Origin of the sequence: Winogradskya humida (assembly GCF_016862215.1) — a bacterium.
GTDB classification, from domain to species: Bacteria; Actinomycetota; Actinomycetes; order Mycobacteriales; family Micromonosporaceae; genus Actinoplanes; species Actinoplanes humidus.
The window spans coordinates 259,060-274,088 of sequence record NZ_BOMN01000041.1; the positions used below are offsets into that span (position 1 = coordinate 259,060).

The following is a 15,029-nucleotide window of genomic DNA, read 5'->3' on the forward strand; positions in this document are numbered from 1 at the left end:
ATGAGCCTGACGGGTCAGACCGGGCTGCTGGACCGGTTGCGGCTGATCGTTCCGTATGCCGCCTTGGCCGCCTCGACGGTGCTGGTCGTCATCACGCTGGACGATCCCGAGATCCCTCACCGGCCGTTCGGGGCGTCGCTGGCGGTCTCCGGGGTCACCGTCGCCTGGATTCTGTGGTTCGCCACCCTCCACCCGCAATGGCGGACCCGGCAACGGCTCATGACGGTGTTCTTCATCGGGCTGAGCGCCCTGAACGCGCTGCTGATCTGGACAAACCCGCTCTTCGGATTCTTCGCCTGGTCGGTCTATCTCTACGTTCTCTATGCGTTGCGCGGTCGGTGGCGGCTCGTGGGAGCGGCCGGCGTCGGGGTCTGCACGGCGATCTCACAGATGAACGGTTTCTGGATCCTGGGGGAGCCGGGTCAATGGGGAAAGTTCGCCGTTGTCCTCGCTTTCAACATCTCCATCGGCACGGCGATGACCTTCCTGACCATCGCCACGGACGGCCATCACGAGCGCCGCGCCCGGATGCTCGACGAGCTCTCCGAGGCCAACCGAAAGCTCGCCGCCGCGCTCGAGGAGAACGCGGGCCTGCACGCCCAGCTGCTCGTCCAGGCCCGCGAGGCCGGCGTCCTCGACGAACGCCAGCGTCTCGCCGGCGAGATCCACGACGTGCTGGCCCAGGGGCTGACCGGCATCGTCACCCAGCTCGAGGCCGCCGACCAGGCCGCCGAACGCCCCGCCGACTGGCGCAGGCACCTCGGCGCTGCCCGCAAGCTGGCCCGCGACAGCCTCGCCGAGGCCCGCCGCTCGGTCCGCGCCATGCGCCCGCAGCAACTCGACACGGCAGCCCTGCCGGAGGCCCTGCGCGAGCTGGTCGGCGACTGGACGACCCGGCACGGCGTAAGCGCCGAGCTCATCACCACCGGCCCGGCCCGTACCCTGCTCCCCGAGATCGAGGCCACCCTGCTCCGCACCGCCCAGGAAGCGCTCACCAACGTGGCCCGGCACGCCGCGGCCGCCCGCGTCGCCCTGACCCTGTCCTACATGGAGGATCTGGTGACCCTCGACGTCCGCGACGACGGCACCGGCTTCGACCCGGCCGTCCCGCGCCCTCGGCCGGACGGCGGTGGCTACGGCCTGACCGCCATGCGTGAACGGGTCCAGCGGATAGCGGGCACCCTGGAGATCGAGTCCGAGCCCGGCCTCGGCACCGCGATCTCCGCCTGCGTCCCCGCTCTGCGCCTGGAGACCGCGTCATGATCAAGCTGCTGATCGTGGACGACCACCCGGTGGTGCGTGACGGACTGCGCGGCATGTTCGCCGGTGACGACCGGTTCCAGGTGCTGGGGGAGGCCGCTGACGGGGCCGAGGCGCTCGTGGTCGCGCGTGACGTCGACCCGGACGTCGTCCTGATGGACCTCCGGATGCCGGGGATGGACGGCGTGAGCACGATCCGGGCGATGCGCACGCAGGGGTTCCGGGCCCGGGTGCTCGTGCTGACCACGTACGACAGCGACAGCGACGTGTTGCCGGCGATCAAGGCCGGCGCGACCGGTTACCTGCTCAAGGACACGCCGCGTGAGGAGTTGTTCCGCGCCGTGTCGGCCGCCCACCGCGGGGAGTCGGTGCTCTCGCCCGCGGTGGCCGGCAGACTGATGGGGGAGCTGCGGTCACCCGCGCCCGGCCGCGAACCGTTGAGTCAGCGGGAGCTGGAGGTGCTGGGCCTGATCGCGCGGGGCTGCTCCAACCGGGAGGCCGCGACCCGCCTGTTCATCAGCGAGGCGACGGTGAAGACGCACCTGCTGCATGCGTACGCGAAGCTGGGTGTCCGGGATCGCGCCGCCGCAGTGGCCACGGCCTTCGAACGCGGCCTGCTCGGCACCCGCCGGGAGCCCTGAAGCGGGTCATGCGACCGGCGCCAGGGCGAGCGCGGTGCGGGCGTCGGCCATCGTGGCGACGTAATCGATGGGGGCGCCGGTCTCGTCGGAGGAGCGCTGCATCTGCATCGCCACGAGAGGGTTGTCGAGGATGAGGGCGGCACGGCGGATGCCGGCGCCTACGGCGTTCGCCATGGTGCCCTCGATGATCGCCTGGACGCCCGGGATGGTCGGGCCGAGCTTGCTCATGTCGCAGATGACCGTCCAGCCGTCGCGGCGCTCGGTGAGCTTCTCCGAGAATTCCCGGCCGTAACGGTCGGCGAGGGACTGCTCCCAGGTGCCGATCAGGACGATGTTGAGGCAGTTGGCCGGGCGGTCCCAGAAGAGCTCATACGTCGCCTCGCCGGTGCCGGCTGCCGGGAGTCGCAGGGTCCCGGTCGTCCGGCGCAGCTCGGAGGCGATACGGCCGATCTCGGAGACCGCCATCCGGTTGCGCTCGGCGGCGGTGGCCGTCGTGGCGGAGCGTTCGCTGACCACGGCGATGGCCTTGGCGATCGACTCGGCCTGCTGGGAGACCTCGCTGGTGGCGGCGTTCATCTCGCTGGTCGTCACGGTCTGCTCCTCGATCGCGGAGGCGATCGAGTTCTGGTACTCCGAGATGCTGTCGATGATCCGCTGGATCTCGCCGATCGCCTCGATGGCCGAGGCCGAGTCACCCTGGATCTGCTGGACCGTCGCCGCGATCTCCTCGGTGGCCCGGGCCGTCTCCGTGGCGAGATCCTTGACCTCGGTCGCGACGACGGCGAAGCCCTTGCCCGCGTCGCCGGCGCGGGCGGCCTCGATGGTGGCGTTCAGCGCGAGCAGGTTGGTCTGCTCCGCGATCGCGGTGATCGTCCGGACGACGCCGCCGATGGTGGCCGAGGACTTCTCCAGGGCACTCATGGTGGTCGCGGTGGTGGCGAGGGTGTCGACGCCGTCCCGGGCCACACCCACCGCGTTCGTGACGTTGCGGGAGATCTCCTGGATGGCCGCGTGCATCTGCTCACCGGCCGCGGCGATGCCCTGAACCCGGGCGGAGACGTCCCCGGCCGAGTCGACGATCGTGCTGACCTGCGCGGTGGTGTCGCGAACGCCCGACGCGATCGTGTCACCGCTGGAGGTCATCTCCTGGCCGGCGATCGTCAGCAGTTCGACGGCAGAGCCGAGACCACCCAGGGCCTGCCCGAGCGCGGGTACGCCGGTGAGGTCCCCGTCGCGCAGCGCCGCCTCCAACCGGGCAGCCGCGGCGAGCTGGTCACCGGCCACGGTGACCGCGCGGCGGGCGAGCACCAGGGCCGCGACGGCCGCCACGGCGAGCACGATCACCACCGCGACGGTGGGGCCACCGGCCAGAAGCAGCACAGCTCCTGCGGCCATCCCGGCTACGGCAGCCACGGCGGGTGCCCACACCACGCCGTTGTAGGACCGTGCTTGCTCCATGACATCTCCTCGTGGCAGGGCGGTCTGCGCCAGTCACATCGCCCGGAACGGCCGGACTTTGAGGAAAACCACGACCTGGGCGCGCACCCACAGGCGTTGTTTTCGGCACACCACACCGTCGCGCTGAGTGACCTCCAGGGCGCCCCGGACAATTCTCGAATCCGGCAAATGCGTCCATGCCGAGTTCCCTGTCGATCCCCGAACGTGACAACGGGTTTGCCGTACCCGTCCCCGGGTTAGATCCTGATCGCCTGTATACGGAAGCGAAGCGAGGAACCCGTGACGGACGAACCGTTGTACTCCCAGTTCGGCTTCACCGACGCCGAGTGGGGGCTGCTCGTCGGCCTGCCCCAGTCGGTGCTGACCGCGGCCAGCGTGGCGACCCACGACAGCGCGCGCAAAACTCGGCAGGAGCAGGCCGCCGGCCTGGAGAAGATCTCCGACGCCCGCGCCTCGGCCAGCGGCCTGGTCACCGCCGTGGCCGGCGCCGTACTCGCCGCCACCGGCGACCCCGACCTGGGCGAGGAACTACCCGCCATCGAGCCCGCCGACCCGGTCGGCTACGGCGAGGACGTGGTCACCCGCGCAGCCGAAGCAACAACCCTGCTCGCCACCAAGGCCTCCCCGGAGGACGCCGAAACCTACAAGCACTGGCTCGTCGAAATCGCCGACACCGTGGTCGGCGCCGCCTCCACCGGCGGCGTACTCGGCATCGGCGGCGAGGAAGTCACCGACAGCGAACGCGCCTTCCGCGACAGCCTCGCCAAGGCACTCACCGACTGAGTCCTCGTGAGCACGCGAACGGCGCCGGCCTCGAGGCCGGCGCCGTTTGTCGTGGGGGTCAGACCTGGGTGAGGAGTTTGTGCTCCAGGACGACGGGGACGGACAGGGTCTTGTAGCCCTGGGATTCGAAGAGGACGGTGACTTTCTCCTCCTCGTAGCCCATGACCATGCCGGGGCCCCATTCGGGGTGCTGGACGGTGCTGTGGACTTTGAAGGGTTCGTCGCCGGCGGCTTCTTCGACCTCTTCGGCTGCTCCGTCGGCGCAGTTGTCGCAGTGGCCGCATTGGCGGGTGACGTCTTCGCCGAAGTAGGAGAGGAGGGTCTGGGTTCGGCAGGCTCGGGTTTCGGCGAAGGCTCGCATCATGTCGGTGCGTGAGCGTTGGACGAGTTGCTGGCGTTCGTGTTCGGCCAGTGCGTCCTCGGCTGCTTTCGCGGGCAGGGGGGCGTAGCGGGGGACCGTCCACTTGCTGCCGTCGACGTGGGCTGCTCCGACCTGTTCGAGCAGGGCGAGGAGCTGGCCGAGTTTGCGGGGGCCGAGGCCGGTTTTGTCCTTGAGGGCGGTTTTGGTGGTGACGCCGGCGCGCAGGGCGGCGGCGAGCTCGCGGACCTCGACGAGGTCGGGGCTGCCGCCGTTGAAGAAGCGCTGGATCGCTTCGTCCTCGGAGCGCCACAGCAGCAGGGAGCGGCTGGGCTCGCCGTCGCGGCCCATGCGGCCGATCTCCTGGAAGTAGCTGTCCGGGGAGTCGGGGAGGGCCATGTGGGCGACCCAGCGGATGTTGGGCTTGTCGATGCCCATGCCGAACGCCGAGGTGGCCACCATGATGTCGAGCTTGTCGTTGGAGAAGTCCTCGTGGCGCTGCTCGCGGGCGCCTGACGCCATGCCGCCGTGGTAGAACTCGGCGGGGTAGCCGGCCTTGGTGAGTTTCTCGGCGAGCTCCTCGGCGGCGCGACGGGTGGCGACGTAGATGATGCCGGGGCGTTCGACCTCGTCGAGCATGGCGGTCAGGCGGCGCCAGCGGTAATTCTCGTCGGGGCACTGCGCGACCTGGAGGAACAGGTTGCGCCGGTCGAGGCCGGAGACGTGGATCTCCGGTTTTCTCAGGTGCAGGCGGGCGATGATGTCGTCGCGGACCGGGGGCGATGCCGTGGCGGTCAGTGCGACCACCGGGGGCCGGCCCAGGCCCTTGATCAGGTGACCGATCTGCAGGAAGTCCGGGCGGAAGTCGTGGCCCCACACGGAGATGCAGTGCGCCTCGTCGACGGCGACCAGGCCGGGGCGCAGGGCGCGCACCTCGGCCAGTCGCTCCGGATCGCTGAGCTGCTCGGGGGTGATGAACAGGAACTCCGCCCGGCCCTCGCGGATCTCCTTGATGGCCTCGCGCTGCTGAGCCGGCGTCTCCGCGGAGCTGACGCGTACGGCGCGCAGCTTCGGGTCGTCGTACTCGTTGAGCGCGGCGATCTGGTCCTGCTGCAGGGCCAGCAGTGGCGAGATGACCACTGTGGGCCCCGGCAGCAGCACCGCCGGGATCTGATAGATCGCCGACTTGCCGGCGCCCGTGGGCAGCACGACGAGGGCGTCATGCCGGCGCAGGATCGCACGCATCGGCTTGAACTGGCCGGGCCGTAGCGACGGCCAGCCGAAGTGTTTGCGCGCGATCTTGCGCAGCCGGGGCCCATAGACGGGAATGTTCAGCTTCATCGAGCGGCCATTCTGCCCCAGGGGTGTGACAATCAAACGTCAGCGATGCTCGGGGAGGACCTTCGCGGCGTAAAGATCGAAGAGTCCCTGCCAGTTCGGGCCGGTGTTGGCGACGTAGATCTCGTCGAATCCGGCCTTCGCGTACTGGTCGATCATCTCCAGGTGGGCCCGCGGGTCGTTGCCGCAGACGAACGCGTCCTTGACCATGTCCTGGGTGACCAGCTGGGACGCCTGCTCGAAGTGCTTGGGCGACGGCAGGACCTGGGAGAGCTCACCGGGGACGCCGGCATTGGGCCATTTCTCGTACGCGATCCGAGCCCCCTCTTCCTCGGACGCCGCGAACGCCGCCTTGAACCCCGCCTGCGCGACCTTCTCCCCGCCGCCCTGGCTGCGGAACTGGGAAACGAGCTCGCCGTCGGGCATCGTGCTCACGTACCCGTCGCCGATCCGTGCGGCCACCTCGACGGCCTTGGGCCCGAAGCCCGACACGAGGATCTCGACCGGCTTCTCGGGCAGCGTGTAGATGCGGGCGTTCTCCACCGTGTAGTGCTTGCCGCGGTGCGAGACGACGCCGCCCTTCCACAGCTCACGCATGATCGCGATGGCTTCCTCGAGCATTTCCAGGCGTACGTCCGCCTCGGGCCACGCGTCGCCGAAGATGTGCTCGTTGAGCGCCTCGCCGGTGCCGACGCCGAGCCGGAACCTGCCGCCGGTCAGCACGGCACTGGTCGCTGCGGCCTGGGCGATGACGGCAGGATGGATGCGTACGGTGGGGCAGGTGACCGCCGTGGTGATCGGCAGCGAGCAGACCTGGCTGATGGCGCCGATCGTGGACCACACGAACGAGCTCTGGCCCTGGGCGTCCACCCACGGGTGATAGTGGTCGGAGATCCAGAGAGCCGAGAACCCGGCCTGCTCCGCGCCCTTGGCCTGCTCGATGAGCTCGGCGGGCGTGTACTCCTCGCTTGACAGGAAATATCCGATTCGCATGCCAGGCGGATACCCCTGTTACTTGCCGCCGAACATGCGTTTTATGGCCCAGAAGAGGATGAGCGCGCCGAGCGCCACGCCGAGCAGCTTGACGGCGTGAACCTGGGACCAGTCGACTCCGGACGCGGCAAGGACGGCGGGGTTCAGCACGCATCGAAGCCTACCGACCGACGGCGACTTCACGGACTTTAAACATGTTTAATAGAAAGGTTTGTTGACTGAATGGCGGGGGCTGGGCGACCATGGTGCGGTTGCATTGAGGGGGACGCGCTCACCGAGCGCGAATCAATCGTCACCGGAGGTACGCGAAGTCATGCCGAAATCTGGCGACCTGCCCGAGCTAGCCGCCGCCGTGCTGCAGCCCGGGTTCGTGGGCACGACCGCACCCGACTGGGTCCGGCGCTGGCTCGCCGAGGGGCTGGGCGGCGTGGCGCTGTTCGCCCGCAACGTCGAGACGCCCGCCCAGGTCGCGGCGCTCACCGCCCAGCTGCGCGCGGAGCGGCCGGAGGTCATCGTGGCCATCGACGAGGAGGCCGGGGACGTCACCCGCTTCGAGTCGCGCCACGGCAGCTCCCGCCCCGGCAACCTGGGCCTGGGCGCGATCGACGACGTCGAGCTGACCGGAGCGGTCGCCCGGGACCTCGGTGCTGACCTGGCGCAGGCCGGGATCACGCTCGATTACGCCCCGGACACCGACGTCAACAACAACCCCGACAATCCGATCATCGGGGTACGCGCATTCGGCGCCGAACCCGCACTCGTGGCCCGGCACGGCGCGGCCTGGATCCGGGGCCTGCAGGAGTCCGGCGTCGCCGCCTGCGCCAAGCACTTCCCGGGTCACGGCGACACCGCCGTCGACTCGCACCACGACGTCCCGGTGATCGGCCACGACCGGGCCCGGCTCGACGACATCGAACTGGTCCCCTTCAAGGCCGCGATCGCCGCCGGAGTCCGCTCGATCATGACGGGGCATCTGATCGTGCCCGCGTACGACGCGGAACTGCCCGCCACCCTGAGCCGGCGCATCCTGACCGGTCTGCTCCGCGAGGAACTGGGCTTCGAGGGCCTGATCATCACGGACGGCATCGAGATGCAGGGCGTACGCCGTAAGTACGGCCTCGAGGGCGCGACGGTCCGGGCGCTGGCCGCGGGTGCCGACGCGATCTGTGTCGGCGGTGACCACGCCGACGAGCACAGCGCCGTACGCCTGCGCGACGCCATCGTCGACGCCGTGCGTTCCGGTCAGCTCAGCGAGGAGCGGCTGCGCGACGCCGCCACCCGGGTCCGTGCGCTGGCGTCCTGGACGCTGACGACGCAGACGGCGACGGGGGCACGCGCGGTCGCCGATGCGGTCGGTGCCGCCGAGCCGGAGATCGCCGTCATCGGCGGTTCCGTGGTCGGCCAGGCCGCCGCCCGCCGTGCGCTGAAGGTCACCACGACCGTGGCCGCCCCCGAGCTCCCGCTGACCGTGCCGCCGCACGTGGTGGAGCTCGCCCCGCCGCGCAACATCGCCATCGGTGCCGAGACGCCGTGGGGCGTGGGCACGCCGCTGAGCGAGTTGCTGCCCGGCACCACCTCGATCCGGCTCGACGCCGACGACCTGAAAGGCGCCACCGACCCGGCGGCGGCGATCCTGGCCGGGGCAGGCGCACGACCGCTGGTGCTGGTGGTCCGCGACGCGCACCGCCACCCGTGGGTCGCCGACGCGCTGGCCGCCACCCTGGCCGTCCGGCCCGACGCGATCGTCGTCGAGATGGGCGTACCCGTGTCGGTCAGCGGTGGTCTGCACCTGGCCACCCACGGCGCCACCCGGGCCTGCGGTCAGGCCGCGGCCGAGCTGCTCGCCGGCACCTCGGTGCCGGACCGTTCCAGGCAGGCGCTCGCCGCCTAGCTCACCAGGATGTCGTCGTACTCGTGGTGCTCCGACACGTAGTGCGCGAAGAACGGGCAGGCGGGGACGACCTTCTCGCCGCGCTCCTTGAGGGTGTCCAGGGTCTGCTCGGCAAGGACATTGCCCAGGCCCTGGCCCCGGAACTTCGGGTCGACCTCGCTGTGCACGACGACGAGGATCCCGTCGCGGACCCGGTAGTCGGCGAACCCGCTGACCTCGCCGTCCACGAGAAGCTCGAACCTGTTGCGCTGCGGGTTGTCCCGCACAGTGACGTCCATGAGTTCCAGATTAGGCTCGCTTGCGCCAGCTATCCTCGGACTGGTGATGAACACCGCAGCACCTCGTCTTGCAGCCCTGTTCACCGCCGCAGTCCTCAGCGCCGGCCTTCTAGCCGGATGCAGCAGCGACAACGTTTCATGCGGTCTGGACCAGTGCACCGTGACCATCGACCGGACCGTCAACGCCAGCGCCAACGTGCTGGGCGTCGAGGCGAAATTCCTCAGCGCCGACCAGAACACGGTCACCATGGAGATCGCCGGTGAGCAGATCCAGCTCACCAAAGGTCAGCAGGCCGTCGAGGTCGCGGGGCTTCAGGTGACGCTGGACAGCATCACCGAGAACAACATTGGCATCCAAGTGTCGCGTTAGCACAGCCCGCGTGCGTGTGACGGAGGTTTGGAAAAGTTTACCGGCGGTCACATAACCGGTCTATGACTGCCTCCTCACAAGCTCGCAACACCGCATCGCGCGCGGCTGACAGCAAACCGCTCGAATACCTCGCCCGCGGTGGCTTCATCGCGTACGGCGTCATCCACCTGCTGATCGCCTGGCTCGCGCTGCAGATCGCCATTGGCAGCTCGTCCGGTGAGGGAGACCAGTCGGGCGCCCTGACGGAGCTCGCCGCCAAGCCGCTGGGCAAGACCATGGTGGTCATCGCCATCATCGGCATGATCGGGCTGGCGATCTGGCAGGCCTTCGAGGCGGCCATCGGCGAGAGCGGTGAGCAGGACCGGGCGGCTCTCGCGGAGCGCTTCATCTCGGGCTGCCGCACGATCATGTACCTCTACTTCGCCTTCATCGGCATCAAGGTGCTCTCGGGCTCGAACGCCTCCAGCGGTGACAGCTCCCAGAAGAGCGCGTCGAGCCTCATGGACAACACCGCCGGGCGCTTCTTCATCGGCTTCGTCGGCCTGGTCGTGGTCGGCGTCGGTATCGGCCTGGCGATCTACGGGCTCAAGAAGAAGTTCGAGAAGCACCTGAACATGCAGCAGATGGACGCCAAGGTCCGCAAGACGGTCGAGCGGCTTGGCATGGCGGGCTACACCGCCAAGGGCATCGCCTACACGATCGCCGGTGTCCTGGTCGTCATCGCCGCGGTCAAGTACGACCCGGAGAAGGCCCGTGGCCTCGACGCCGCGCTCAAGACGCTCGCCGGTGCGCCGTACGGTCCGTGGCTGCTCGGCCTGATCGCCCTCGGCATCGCGGCCTTCGGTGTCTACTGCTTCTTCCAGTCCCGTTACCGCAAGGTGTGATCTATCCCAAGGTCTGACCTTCCGCGCGCATGTTCCAGACACAGGCGAGCGGGGCACTGTTGATCGCTGGCAACCAACCCTGTTGAGGAGAGGGAACCGTGACCAGCGTTCTGACCGCCCTGCTCGCCGTTGTCGTGGCCGCGGGCGCCGCGACAGTGGCAGTCGAAGCAATCCATCTGGTGGTGAAGACCCTCGGTCGGCGTTCCCAGCTGCTGGCCGATCTCGCCACCACCGCGCATCTTCCGTTCCTCATCGCCGCCACGGTCTTCGCCGTGCAGGTGGCGATCCGGGGGTTCGCGGGTGATTTCCCGGGACGCCAGGGGGTGGTGCACACCCTCGTGATCCTCGTGATCGCCTCCAGCGCCTGGCTCGTCGGCGCGCTCCTGCTCGTCATGGAGGACATAGCGCTCGCCAAGTGGCGCATCGATGTCCCCGACAACATGAAGGCCCGCCGGCTCAAGACCCAGGTGCAGATGCTGCGCCGGGTCACCGTCGCCGCGATAGTCGTCATCACCATCGGCGTCATGCTGATGACCTTCCCCGCCGTGCGGACGGTCGGCGCCAGCCTGCTCGCCTCCGCGGGGCTCGTCTCCGTGATCGCCGCGCTGGCCGCCCAGAGCACCCTGGGCAACCTCTTCGCGGGTCTCCAGCTCGCGTTCAGCGACGCCGTGCGCATCGACGACGTGGTGGTCGTCGAGGGCGAATGGGGGCGCATCGAGGAGCTGACCCTCACGTACGTCGCGATCCAGATCTGGGACGACCGGCGGCTGATCCTGCCCACGTCGTACTTCACGCAGAAGCCGTTCCAGAACTGGACCCGCAAGGGCTCCGCGGTGCTCGGCACCGCCGAGATCGACGTCGACTGGTCGGTGCAGGTGGAGCCGATGCGCGCCGAGCTGCGGGCCGTCTGCGAGGGCACCGAGCTGTGGGACGGGCGGGTCTGCGTACTCCAGGTGACCGACGCGATCGGTGGCATGATCCGCCTGCGGGCCCTGGTGAGCGCGAACGACGCCCCTTCCCTGTGGGACCTGCGCTGCCTGGTCCGGGAGCGGCTCGTCACCTGGGTCTTCGAGAACCGCCAGGACACGCTGCCCCGGATGCGGGCCGACGTCACCAACATCGAGCGTTCCGGCCTCGCCGCCGCGGAGGCGTCGAACAACGTCAAGCTGCCCGACGCCCATGAATTCGACCATAACGGTCACTACCACCCGGCCGTTGAGCCCTCCGACGACGCTCGGGTCTTCAGCGGGGCGGGTGACGGTGACAACCGGGCCGCCGTGTTCGGCGGACCGGAGGAGCCCGGTCCGGACGAATCGGGGCCGGACGGACACCGCACCGCATCGGCCGGCGAACCGGCGCCCGCAACCGCGGGAAATCGCTCATAAGGCGTTCTGCCAGCGAGGATTGACCCGGCGCAGCGCAGGGCATACAGCCTGCAAGGGAAAGGAGGACACCATGGCCGATGTCCTGAACGGTAGCCCGGTTCGCCCGGGTTCCGACCAGTCCACCTCGGAATTGGTCCAGAAAGCGAGCGAGCAGCTCACCCGGCTCGTACGGGATGAGATCGCCCTCGCCAAGGCGGAGCTCACGGAAAAAGGCAAACACGCCGGCATCGGTGTGGGTCTGTTCGGCGGTGGCGGTGTGCTCGCCATGTACGGCGTCGGCGCCCTGATCGCCACGCTGATCATCGTGCTCAATATCTTCCTGCCGCTGTGGCTCGCCGCGCTGATCATGACCGTGGTGCTGTTCGCCACGGCCGGGGTGCTGGCGCTGCTCGGCAAGAAGCAGGTCACCAAGGCGGTCCCGCCGGAGCCTGAGTCCGCCCTCGCGAGCGCGAAGGCGGATGTCGACGAGGTAAAGCACGCGATCAAGAGCGGCAGGAGCCGGGCATGAGCGACAAGAACGGAACGGTGGGCGACAAGCCCGACGTCGAGGCGTTGCGCGAGGAGATCAAGCAGACCCGCGCCGAACTGGGCGAGACGGTGCAGGCCCTCGCGGCCAAGGCCGACGTCAAGGCCCGCGCCAAGGAGCAGGTCGAGGTGACCAAGGCCAACGTCAAGGCCCAGGTCCACGACGCCACCGAGAAGGTGCGAGCCGCCGCCGGCAGCGCGGCGACCGTCGCCTCCGAGAAGGTTGCTGTGGCCTCCGAGAAGGTGCGCGCCGCCACCTCCCAGGCCGGCGACAAGGTCGCCCTGGCCCAGGACAAGGTGCGCGAGTCCGGCGCGCTGGACAAGGCCGGGGAAGCCCGCGAGCAGGTCCGCCGTAACCCGATCCCGTTCGCCGCCGTGGTGGCTGCGGGGGTGGCGCTGGTCGGCATCATCCTGATCGTCCGCGGGAGGCGTAAGTGAGCGGCAAGCTCCAGAAGGTCGCGTACAAGCCGGTAGGTCTGCTGCTGGGCGTCGCGGCCGGCGCCATCGCCGGTGCGGTGTTCAAGGAGGTCTGGAAGCTCGCCGTCGGTGAGGATGACGCTCCCACGCCGGACGACGAAGAGCGTGGCTGGGGTGAGGTCCTCGCGGCCGCTGCTATCTCCGGCGCCATCTTCTCCGTTGTCCGCGCGGCGGTACAGCGCGGCGGGGCGGTCGGTGTCCGCAAGGTGACAGGCTCCTGGCCCGATTAAGGTCAGACATAACCGGATCGACCAAGGTCAAGGCCCTCAGCGTCGCTGAGGGCCTTTTCATTGCGGAGAGTAAGGCCCACTCATTTCCCACTAAGGGGAAGCTTTATCGACGCTTCCTCGGGTACAGTGTGGCCAGTTTTTGTGTACGTGGTTCAGCTGGTAAGCCTTTCGCAGAAACCCTGCTGCGAGGGGCACTCCTTCTGTGGCCGTTCGCGGCGCCGCTGCTCGAAAACGACCATCGGCTCTGCGACACCGGGCCGAAATTTCCAGAAGGAGAGTTCAGCATGGCGCAAGGAACCGTGAAGTGGTTCAACGCAGACAAGGGCTTCGGCTTCATCACCGTTGACGGCGGGGGTGCTGACGTGTTCGTCCACTTCTCGGCCATCCAGACGAGCGGGTATCGCACTCTGGAGGAGAACCAGCGGGTCGAGTTCGAGATCGCCCAGGGCCAGAAGGGCCCGCAGGCGGAGCAGGTCCGGCCCCTCTAAGACCAACCCGCCGGCTTTGCGCCGGCAGCTGATCGCCTGGCGGAGATCGGCTCTAGCGGTAAGCCCCGCTCCTCGGTTCCTCCCGAGAGGCGGGGCTTTCGCTATGAGCGACGTGACCGGGCCGCTATGAGTGACGGGCCGCTATGAGTGACGGGCCGTTGTGAGTGACCGGGCCGTTGTGAGTGGCTAGGCAGCGAGTGAACGCTTGTATTTGCTGCGGGTGCGCACGCCGATGACGATCAGGGCGAGGCCGGCGATCGCCACGACGGGGCCGATGACGGCGAAGATCTTCACGCCGCTCATCGAGCTGTTCGTGACCAGGTCGAGGCCCTGCGCGGTCCACAGCACGCCGGTGACCAGGCACAGCATGCCGCCTGTCAGCCAGGCCCAGCCCTTCAGCGGCACAGCCTCCGGGGCCGGATCGACCAGCGGCGACTCAGGGGCGGGCCCGTCAGCGGCAGGGACACCGTTGACCGGGGCGTTTCCCCAGGTGCCGCCGCCGTTGACCGGAGCGTTTCCCCAGGTGCCGCCGCCGCTGATGGGGGCGGAGATCTGCGGGGCAGGGGGCGGCTGACCCCACGGCTCACGGCCGCCGGGTGCCGGTTGCCGGCCCGGCCACTGGTCACCAGCGGTCATGGACCTGGGGCCGGATCAGCTCGTCGTACACGGACTGGACGACGTCGTGGGCGGCCTGCGGCAGCGGCGGCAGAGCGGCAGCGGCGGCGTTGAGGCGGGCCTGGTCGGCGTTGCGGGCGCCGGGGATAACCACGGTGATCGCGGGGTGGTCGAGGATCCAGCGCAGCGCGAACTGGGCCATCGTGAATTCCGCGGGGACCGCCGGACGCAGCCGGCTGACCGCCTCCAGCCCGGTGGAGAAGTCCACTCCGGAGAACGTCTCACCGACGTCGAATGCCTCGCCGTGGCGGTTGTAGTTGCGGTGGTCGTCCGAGCCGAACTGCGTCTGCTCGTCGTAACGGCCGGACAGCAGCCCCGATGCGAGGGGCACGCGGGCGATGATGCCGACGCCCGCCGCAGCTGCCGCCGGAAGGACCTTTTCCAAGGGCTTGAGACGCAGGGCATTAACGATGATTTGTACGCTGGCCGTGCCCGGTCGCGCGATTGCCGCGAGTGCTTCGTCGACTTTCTCCACACTTACGCCATACGCAGCGATGCGCTTTTCGGCAACAAGTGTGTCAAGTGAGTCGTACACCTCGTCGGAGCTGAAGACGGGCGTCGGCGGGCAATGCAACTGAACCAGGTCGAGCGTTTCCACACCAAGGTTGGAACGGGACCGATCCGTCCAGGCGCGGAAGTTATCGAGCGTGTAGTTGCCCGGTTCCTGTGCCATCCGGCGGCCCATCTTGGTGGCCACCGTCAATTGCGGGCGGTCCTTGATGAATGAGCCGATGACCTGCTCGCTTCGGCCGTCACCATAGACGTCGGCCGTATCGATGAACGTCACACCCGCATCGACCGCCGCACCGAGGGTCGCGTGCGCGTCCTCCTCGCTGACGTCGCCCCAGTCGGCACCCAGCTGCCAGGCGCCCAGACCGATGACTCCCACATCGCGGCCGAGCCGCTCGAATCTGCGCTTTTCCACGGCAGGAGCCTAGCTCAACCGGGGGTGCGCGATGTTAGGCTGCGAAACAAGACGTACGTACGGTTTGGAG

At 68.8% G+C, this 15,029-nt stretch carries 17 protein-coding genes and 1 pseudogene; 11 read left to right on the forward strand and 7 right to left on the reverse strand.

Features of this window, described 5'->3' with window-relative positions; genetic code table 11:
• Together Ahu01nite_RS18510 and Ahu01nite_RS18515 are read left to right on the forward strand one after the other, a co-directional pair.
• Window positions 1–1,263, forward strand: coding sequence for a sensor histidine kinase (locus Ahu01nite_RS18510; protein WP_203837782.1), 1,263 nt, complete (start codon window positions 1–3; stop codon window positions 1,261–1,263).
• On the forward strand, window positions 1,260–1,901 hold the full coding sequence (locus Ahu01nite_RS18515) for a response regulator (protein ID WP_203837783.1): 642 nt from the start codon (window positions 1,260–1,262) through the stop codon (window positions 1,899–1,901). Before Ahu01nite_RS18510 ends, Ahu01nite_RS18515 begins: the two co-directional genes overlap by 4 nt.
• A 6-nt stretch (window positions 1,902–1,907) precedes the next feature.
• Here Ahu01nite_RS18515 and Ahu01nite_RS18520 read toward each other — a convergent pair whose 3' ends face one another.
• A complete protein-coding gene (locus tag Ahu01nite_RS18520; RefSeq protein ID WP_203837784.1) occupies window positions 1,908–3,359 on the reverse strand; it encodes a methyl-accepting chemotaxis protein in 1,452 nt (483 codons plus the stop codon).
• A 279-nt stretch (window positions 3,360–3,638) separates the two neighbouring features.
• Here Ahu01nite_RS18520 and Ahu01nite_RS18525 point away from each other — a divergent pair, with 279 nt between their 5' ends.
• Window positions 3,639–4,142: a hypothetical protein gene (locus tag Ahu01nite_RS18525; protein WP_203837785.1), complete on the forward strand. Its 504-nt coding sequence runs from the start codon at window positions 3,639–3,641 to the stop codon at window positions 4,140–4,142.
• Window positions 4,143–4,200: 58 nt separating this feature from the next.
• On the opposite strand, the gene Ahu01nite_RS18530 is transcribed toward Ahu01nite_RS18525, so the two are convergent.
• From Ahu01nite_RS18530 to Ahu01nite_RS51385, 3 genes are read right to left on the reverse strand one after another with little or no spacing between them, the layout of a single operon-like run.
• Window positions 4,201–5,841 (reverse strand): RecQ family ATP-dependent DNA helicase, encoded by a 1,641-nt coding sequence (locus Ahu01nite_RS18530; RefSeq protein ID WP_203837786.1) that lies wholly within the window; start codon window positions 5,839–5,841, stop codon window positions 4,201–4,203.
• Window positions 5,842–5,880: 39 nt separating this feature from the next.
• Entirely contained in the window at window positions 5,881–6,831 is a 951-nt protein-coding gene (locus tag Ahu01nite_RS18535) for a TIGR03557 family F420-dependent LLM class oxidoreductase (protein WP_203837787.1), read from the reverse strand.
• Between the two features lie 18 nt (window positions 6,832–6,849).
• On the reverse strand, window positions 6,850–6,981 hold the full coding sequence (locus Ahu01nite_RS51385) for a hypothetical protein (protein WP_275411761.1): 132 nt from the start codon (window positions 6,979–6,981) through the stop codon (window positions 6,850–6,852).
• A 163-nt stretch (window positions 6,982–7,144) separates the two neighbouring features.
• Here Ahu01nite_RS51385 and Ahu01nite_RS18540 point away from each other — a divergent pair, with 163 nt between their 5' ends.
• Complete coding sequence (locus Ahu01nite_RS18540) at window positions 7,145–8,722, forward strand: glycoside hydrolase family 3 protein (RefSeq protein WP_203837788.1); 1,578 nt, start codon at window positions 7,145–7,147, stop codon at window positions 8,720–8,722.
• On the opposite strand, the gene Ahu01nite_RS18545 is transcribed toward Ahu01nite_RS18540, so the two are convergent.
• On the reverse strand, window positions 8,719–9,000 hold the full coding sequence (locus Ahu01nite_RS18545) for a GNAT family N-acetyltransferase (RefSeq protein WP_239158945.1): 282 nt from the start codon (window positions 8,998–9,000) through the stop codon (window positions 8,719–8,721). The genes Ahu01nite_RS18540 and Ahu01nite_RS18545 overlap by 4 nt on opposite strands.
• Before the next feature lie 46 nt (window positions 9,001–9,046).
• Here Ahu01nite_RS18545 and Ahu01nite_RS18550 point away from each other — a divergent pair, with 46 nt between their 5' ends.
• From Ahu01nite_RS18550 to Ahu01nite_RS18580, 7 genes and pseudogenes are all read left to right on the forward strand, one after another.
• Complete coding sequence (locus Ahu01nite_RS18550) at window positions 9,047–9,370, forward strand: hypothetical protein (RefSeq protein ID WP_203837852.1); 324 nt, start codon at window positions 9,047–9,049, stop codon at window positions 9,368–9,370.
• A 62-nt stretch (window positions 9,371–9,432) separates the two neighbouring features.
• The gene (locus tag Ahu01nite_RS18555; RefSeq protein ID WP_203837789.1) at window positions 9,433–10,254 is read left to right on the forward strand and encodes a DUF1206 domain-containing protein; all 822 of its coding nucleotides are present in this window, start codon (window positions 9,433–9,435) and stop codon (window positions 10,252–10,254) included.
• A gap of 98 nt (window positions 10,255–10,352) precedes the next feature.
• The gene (locus Ahu01nite_RS18560; RefSeq protein WP_203837790.1) at window positions 10,353–11,639 is read left to right on the forward strand and encodes a mechanosensitive ion channel family protein; all 1,287 of its coding nucleotides are present in this window, start codon (window positions 10,353–10,355) and stop codon (window positions 11,637–11,639) included.
• 70 nt (window positions 11,640–11,709) lie between these two features.
• The gene (locus Ahu01nite_RS18565; RefSeq protein ID WP_203837791.1) at window positions 11,710–12,147 is read left to right on the forward strand and encodes a phage holin family protein; all 438 of its coding nucleotides are present in this window, start codon (window positions 11,710–11,712) and stop codon (window positions 12,145–12,147) included.
• Window positions 12,144–12,276 (forward strand): annotated as a pseudogene (locus Ahu01nite_RS50440) (DUF3618 domain-containing protein); the annotation flags it as partial. The gene Ahu01nite_RS18565 and the pseudogene Ahu01nite_RS50440, both read left to right, overlap by 4 nt.
• Window positions 12,277–12,598: 322 nt before the next feature.
• Window positions 12,599–12,871 carry a DUF4235 domain-containing protein gene (locus Ahu01nite_RS18575; protein ID WP_203837793.1) on the forward strand — a complete coding sequence of 91 codons (273 nt, stop codon included), beginning with the start codon at window positions 12,599–12,601 and terminating at the stop codon, window positions 12,869–12,871.
• 284 nt (window positions 12,872–13,155) lie between these two features.
• On the forward strand, window positions 13,156–13,359 hold the full coding sequence (locus Ahu01nite_RS18580) for a cold-shock protein (RefSeq protein ID WP_011905669.1): 204 nt from the start codon (window positions 13,156–13,158) through the stop codon (window positions 13,357–13,359).
• Between the two features lie 186 nt (window positions 13,360–13,545).
• On the opposite strand, the gene Ahu01nite_RS18585 is transcribed toward Ahu01nite_RS18580, so the two are convergent.
• Together Ahu01nite_RS18585 and Ahu01nite_RS18590 are read right to left on the reverse strand one after the other, a co-directional pair.
• The gene (locus Ahu01nite_RS18585; RefSeq protein WP_203837794.1) at window positions 13,546–13,995 is read right to left on the reverse strand and encodes a hypothetical protein; all 450 of its coding nucleotides are present in this window, start codon (window positions 13,993–13,995) and stop codon (window positions 13,546–13,548) included.
• Window positions 13,982–14,959: an aldo/keto reductase gene (locus Ahu01nite_RS18590; RefSeq protein WP_203837795.1), complete on the reverse strand. Its 978-nt coding sequence runs from the start codon at window positions 14,957–14,959 to the stop codon at window positions 13,982–13,984. The genes Ahu01nite_RS18585 and Ahu01nite_RS18590 overlap by 14 nt, the downstream gene beginning before the upstream one ends.
• Window positions 14,960–15,029: the final 70 nt, after the last annotated feature.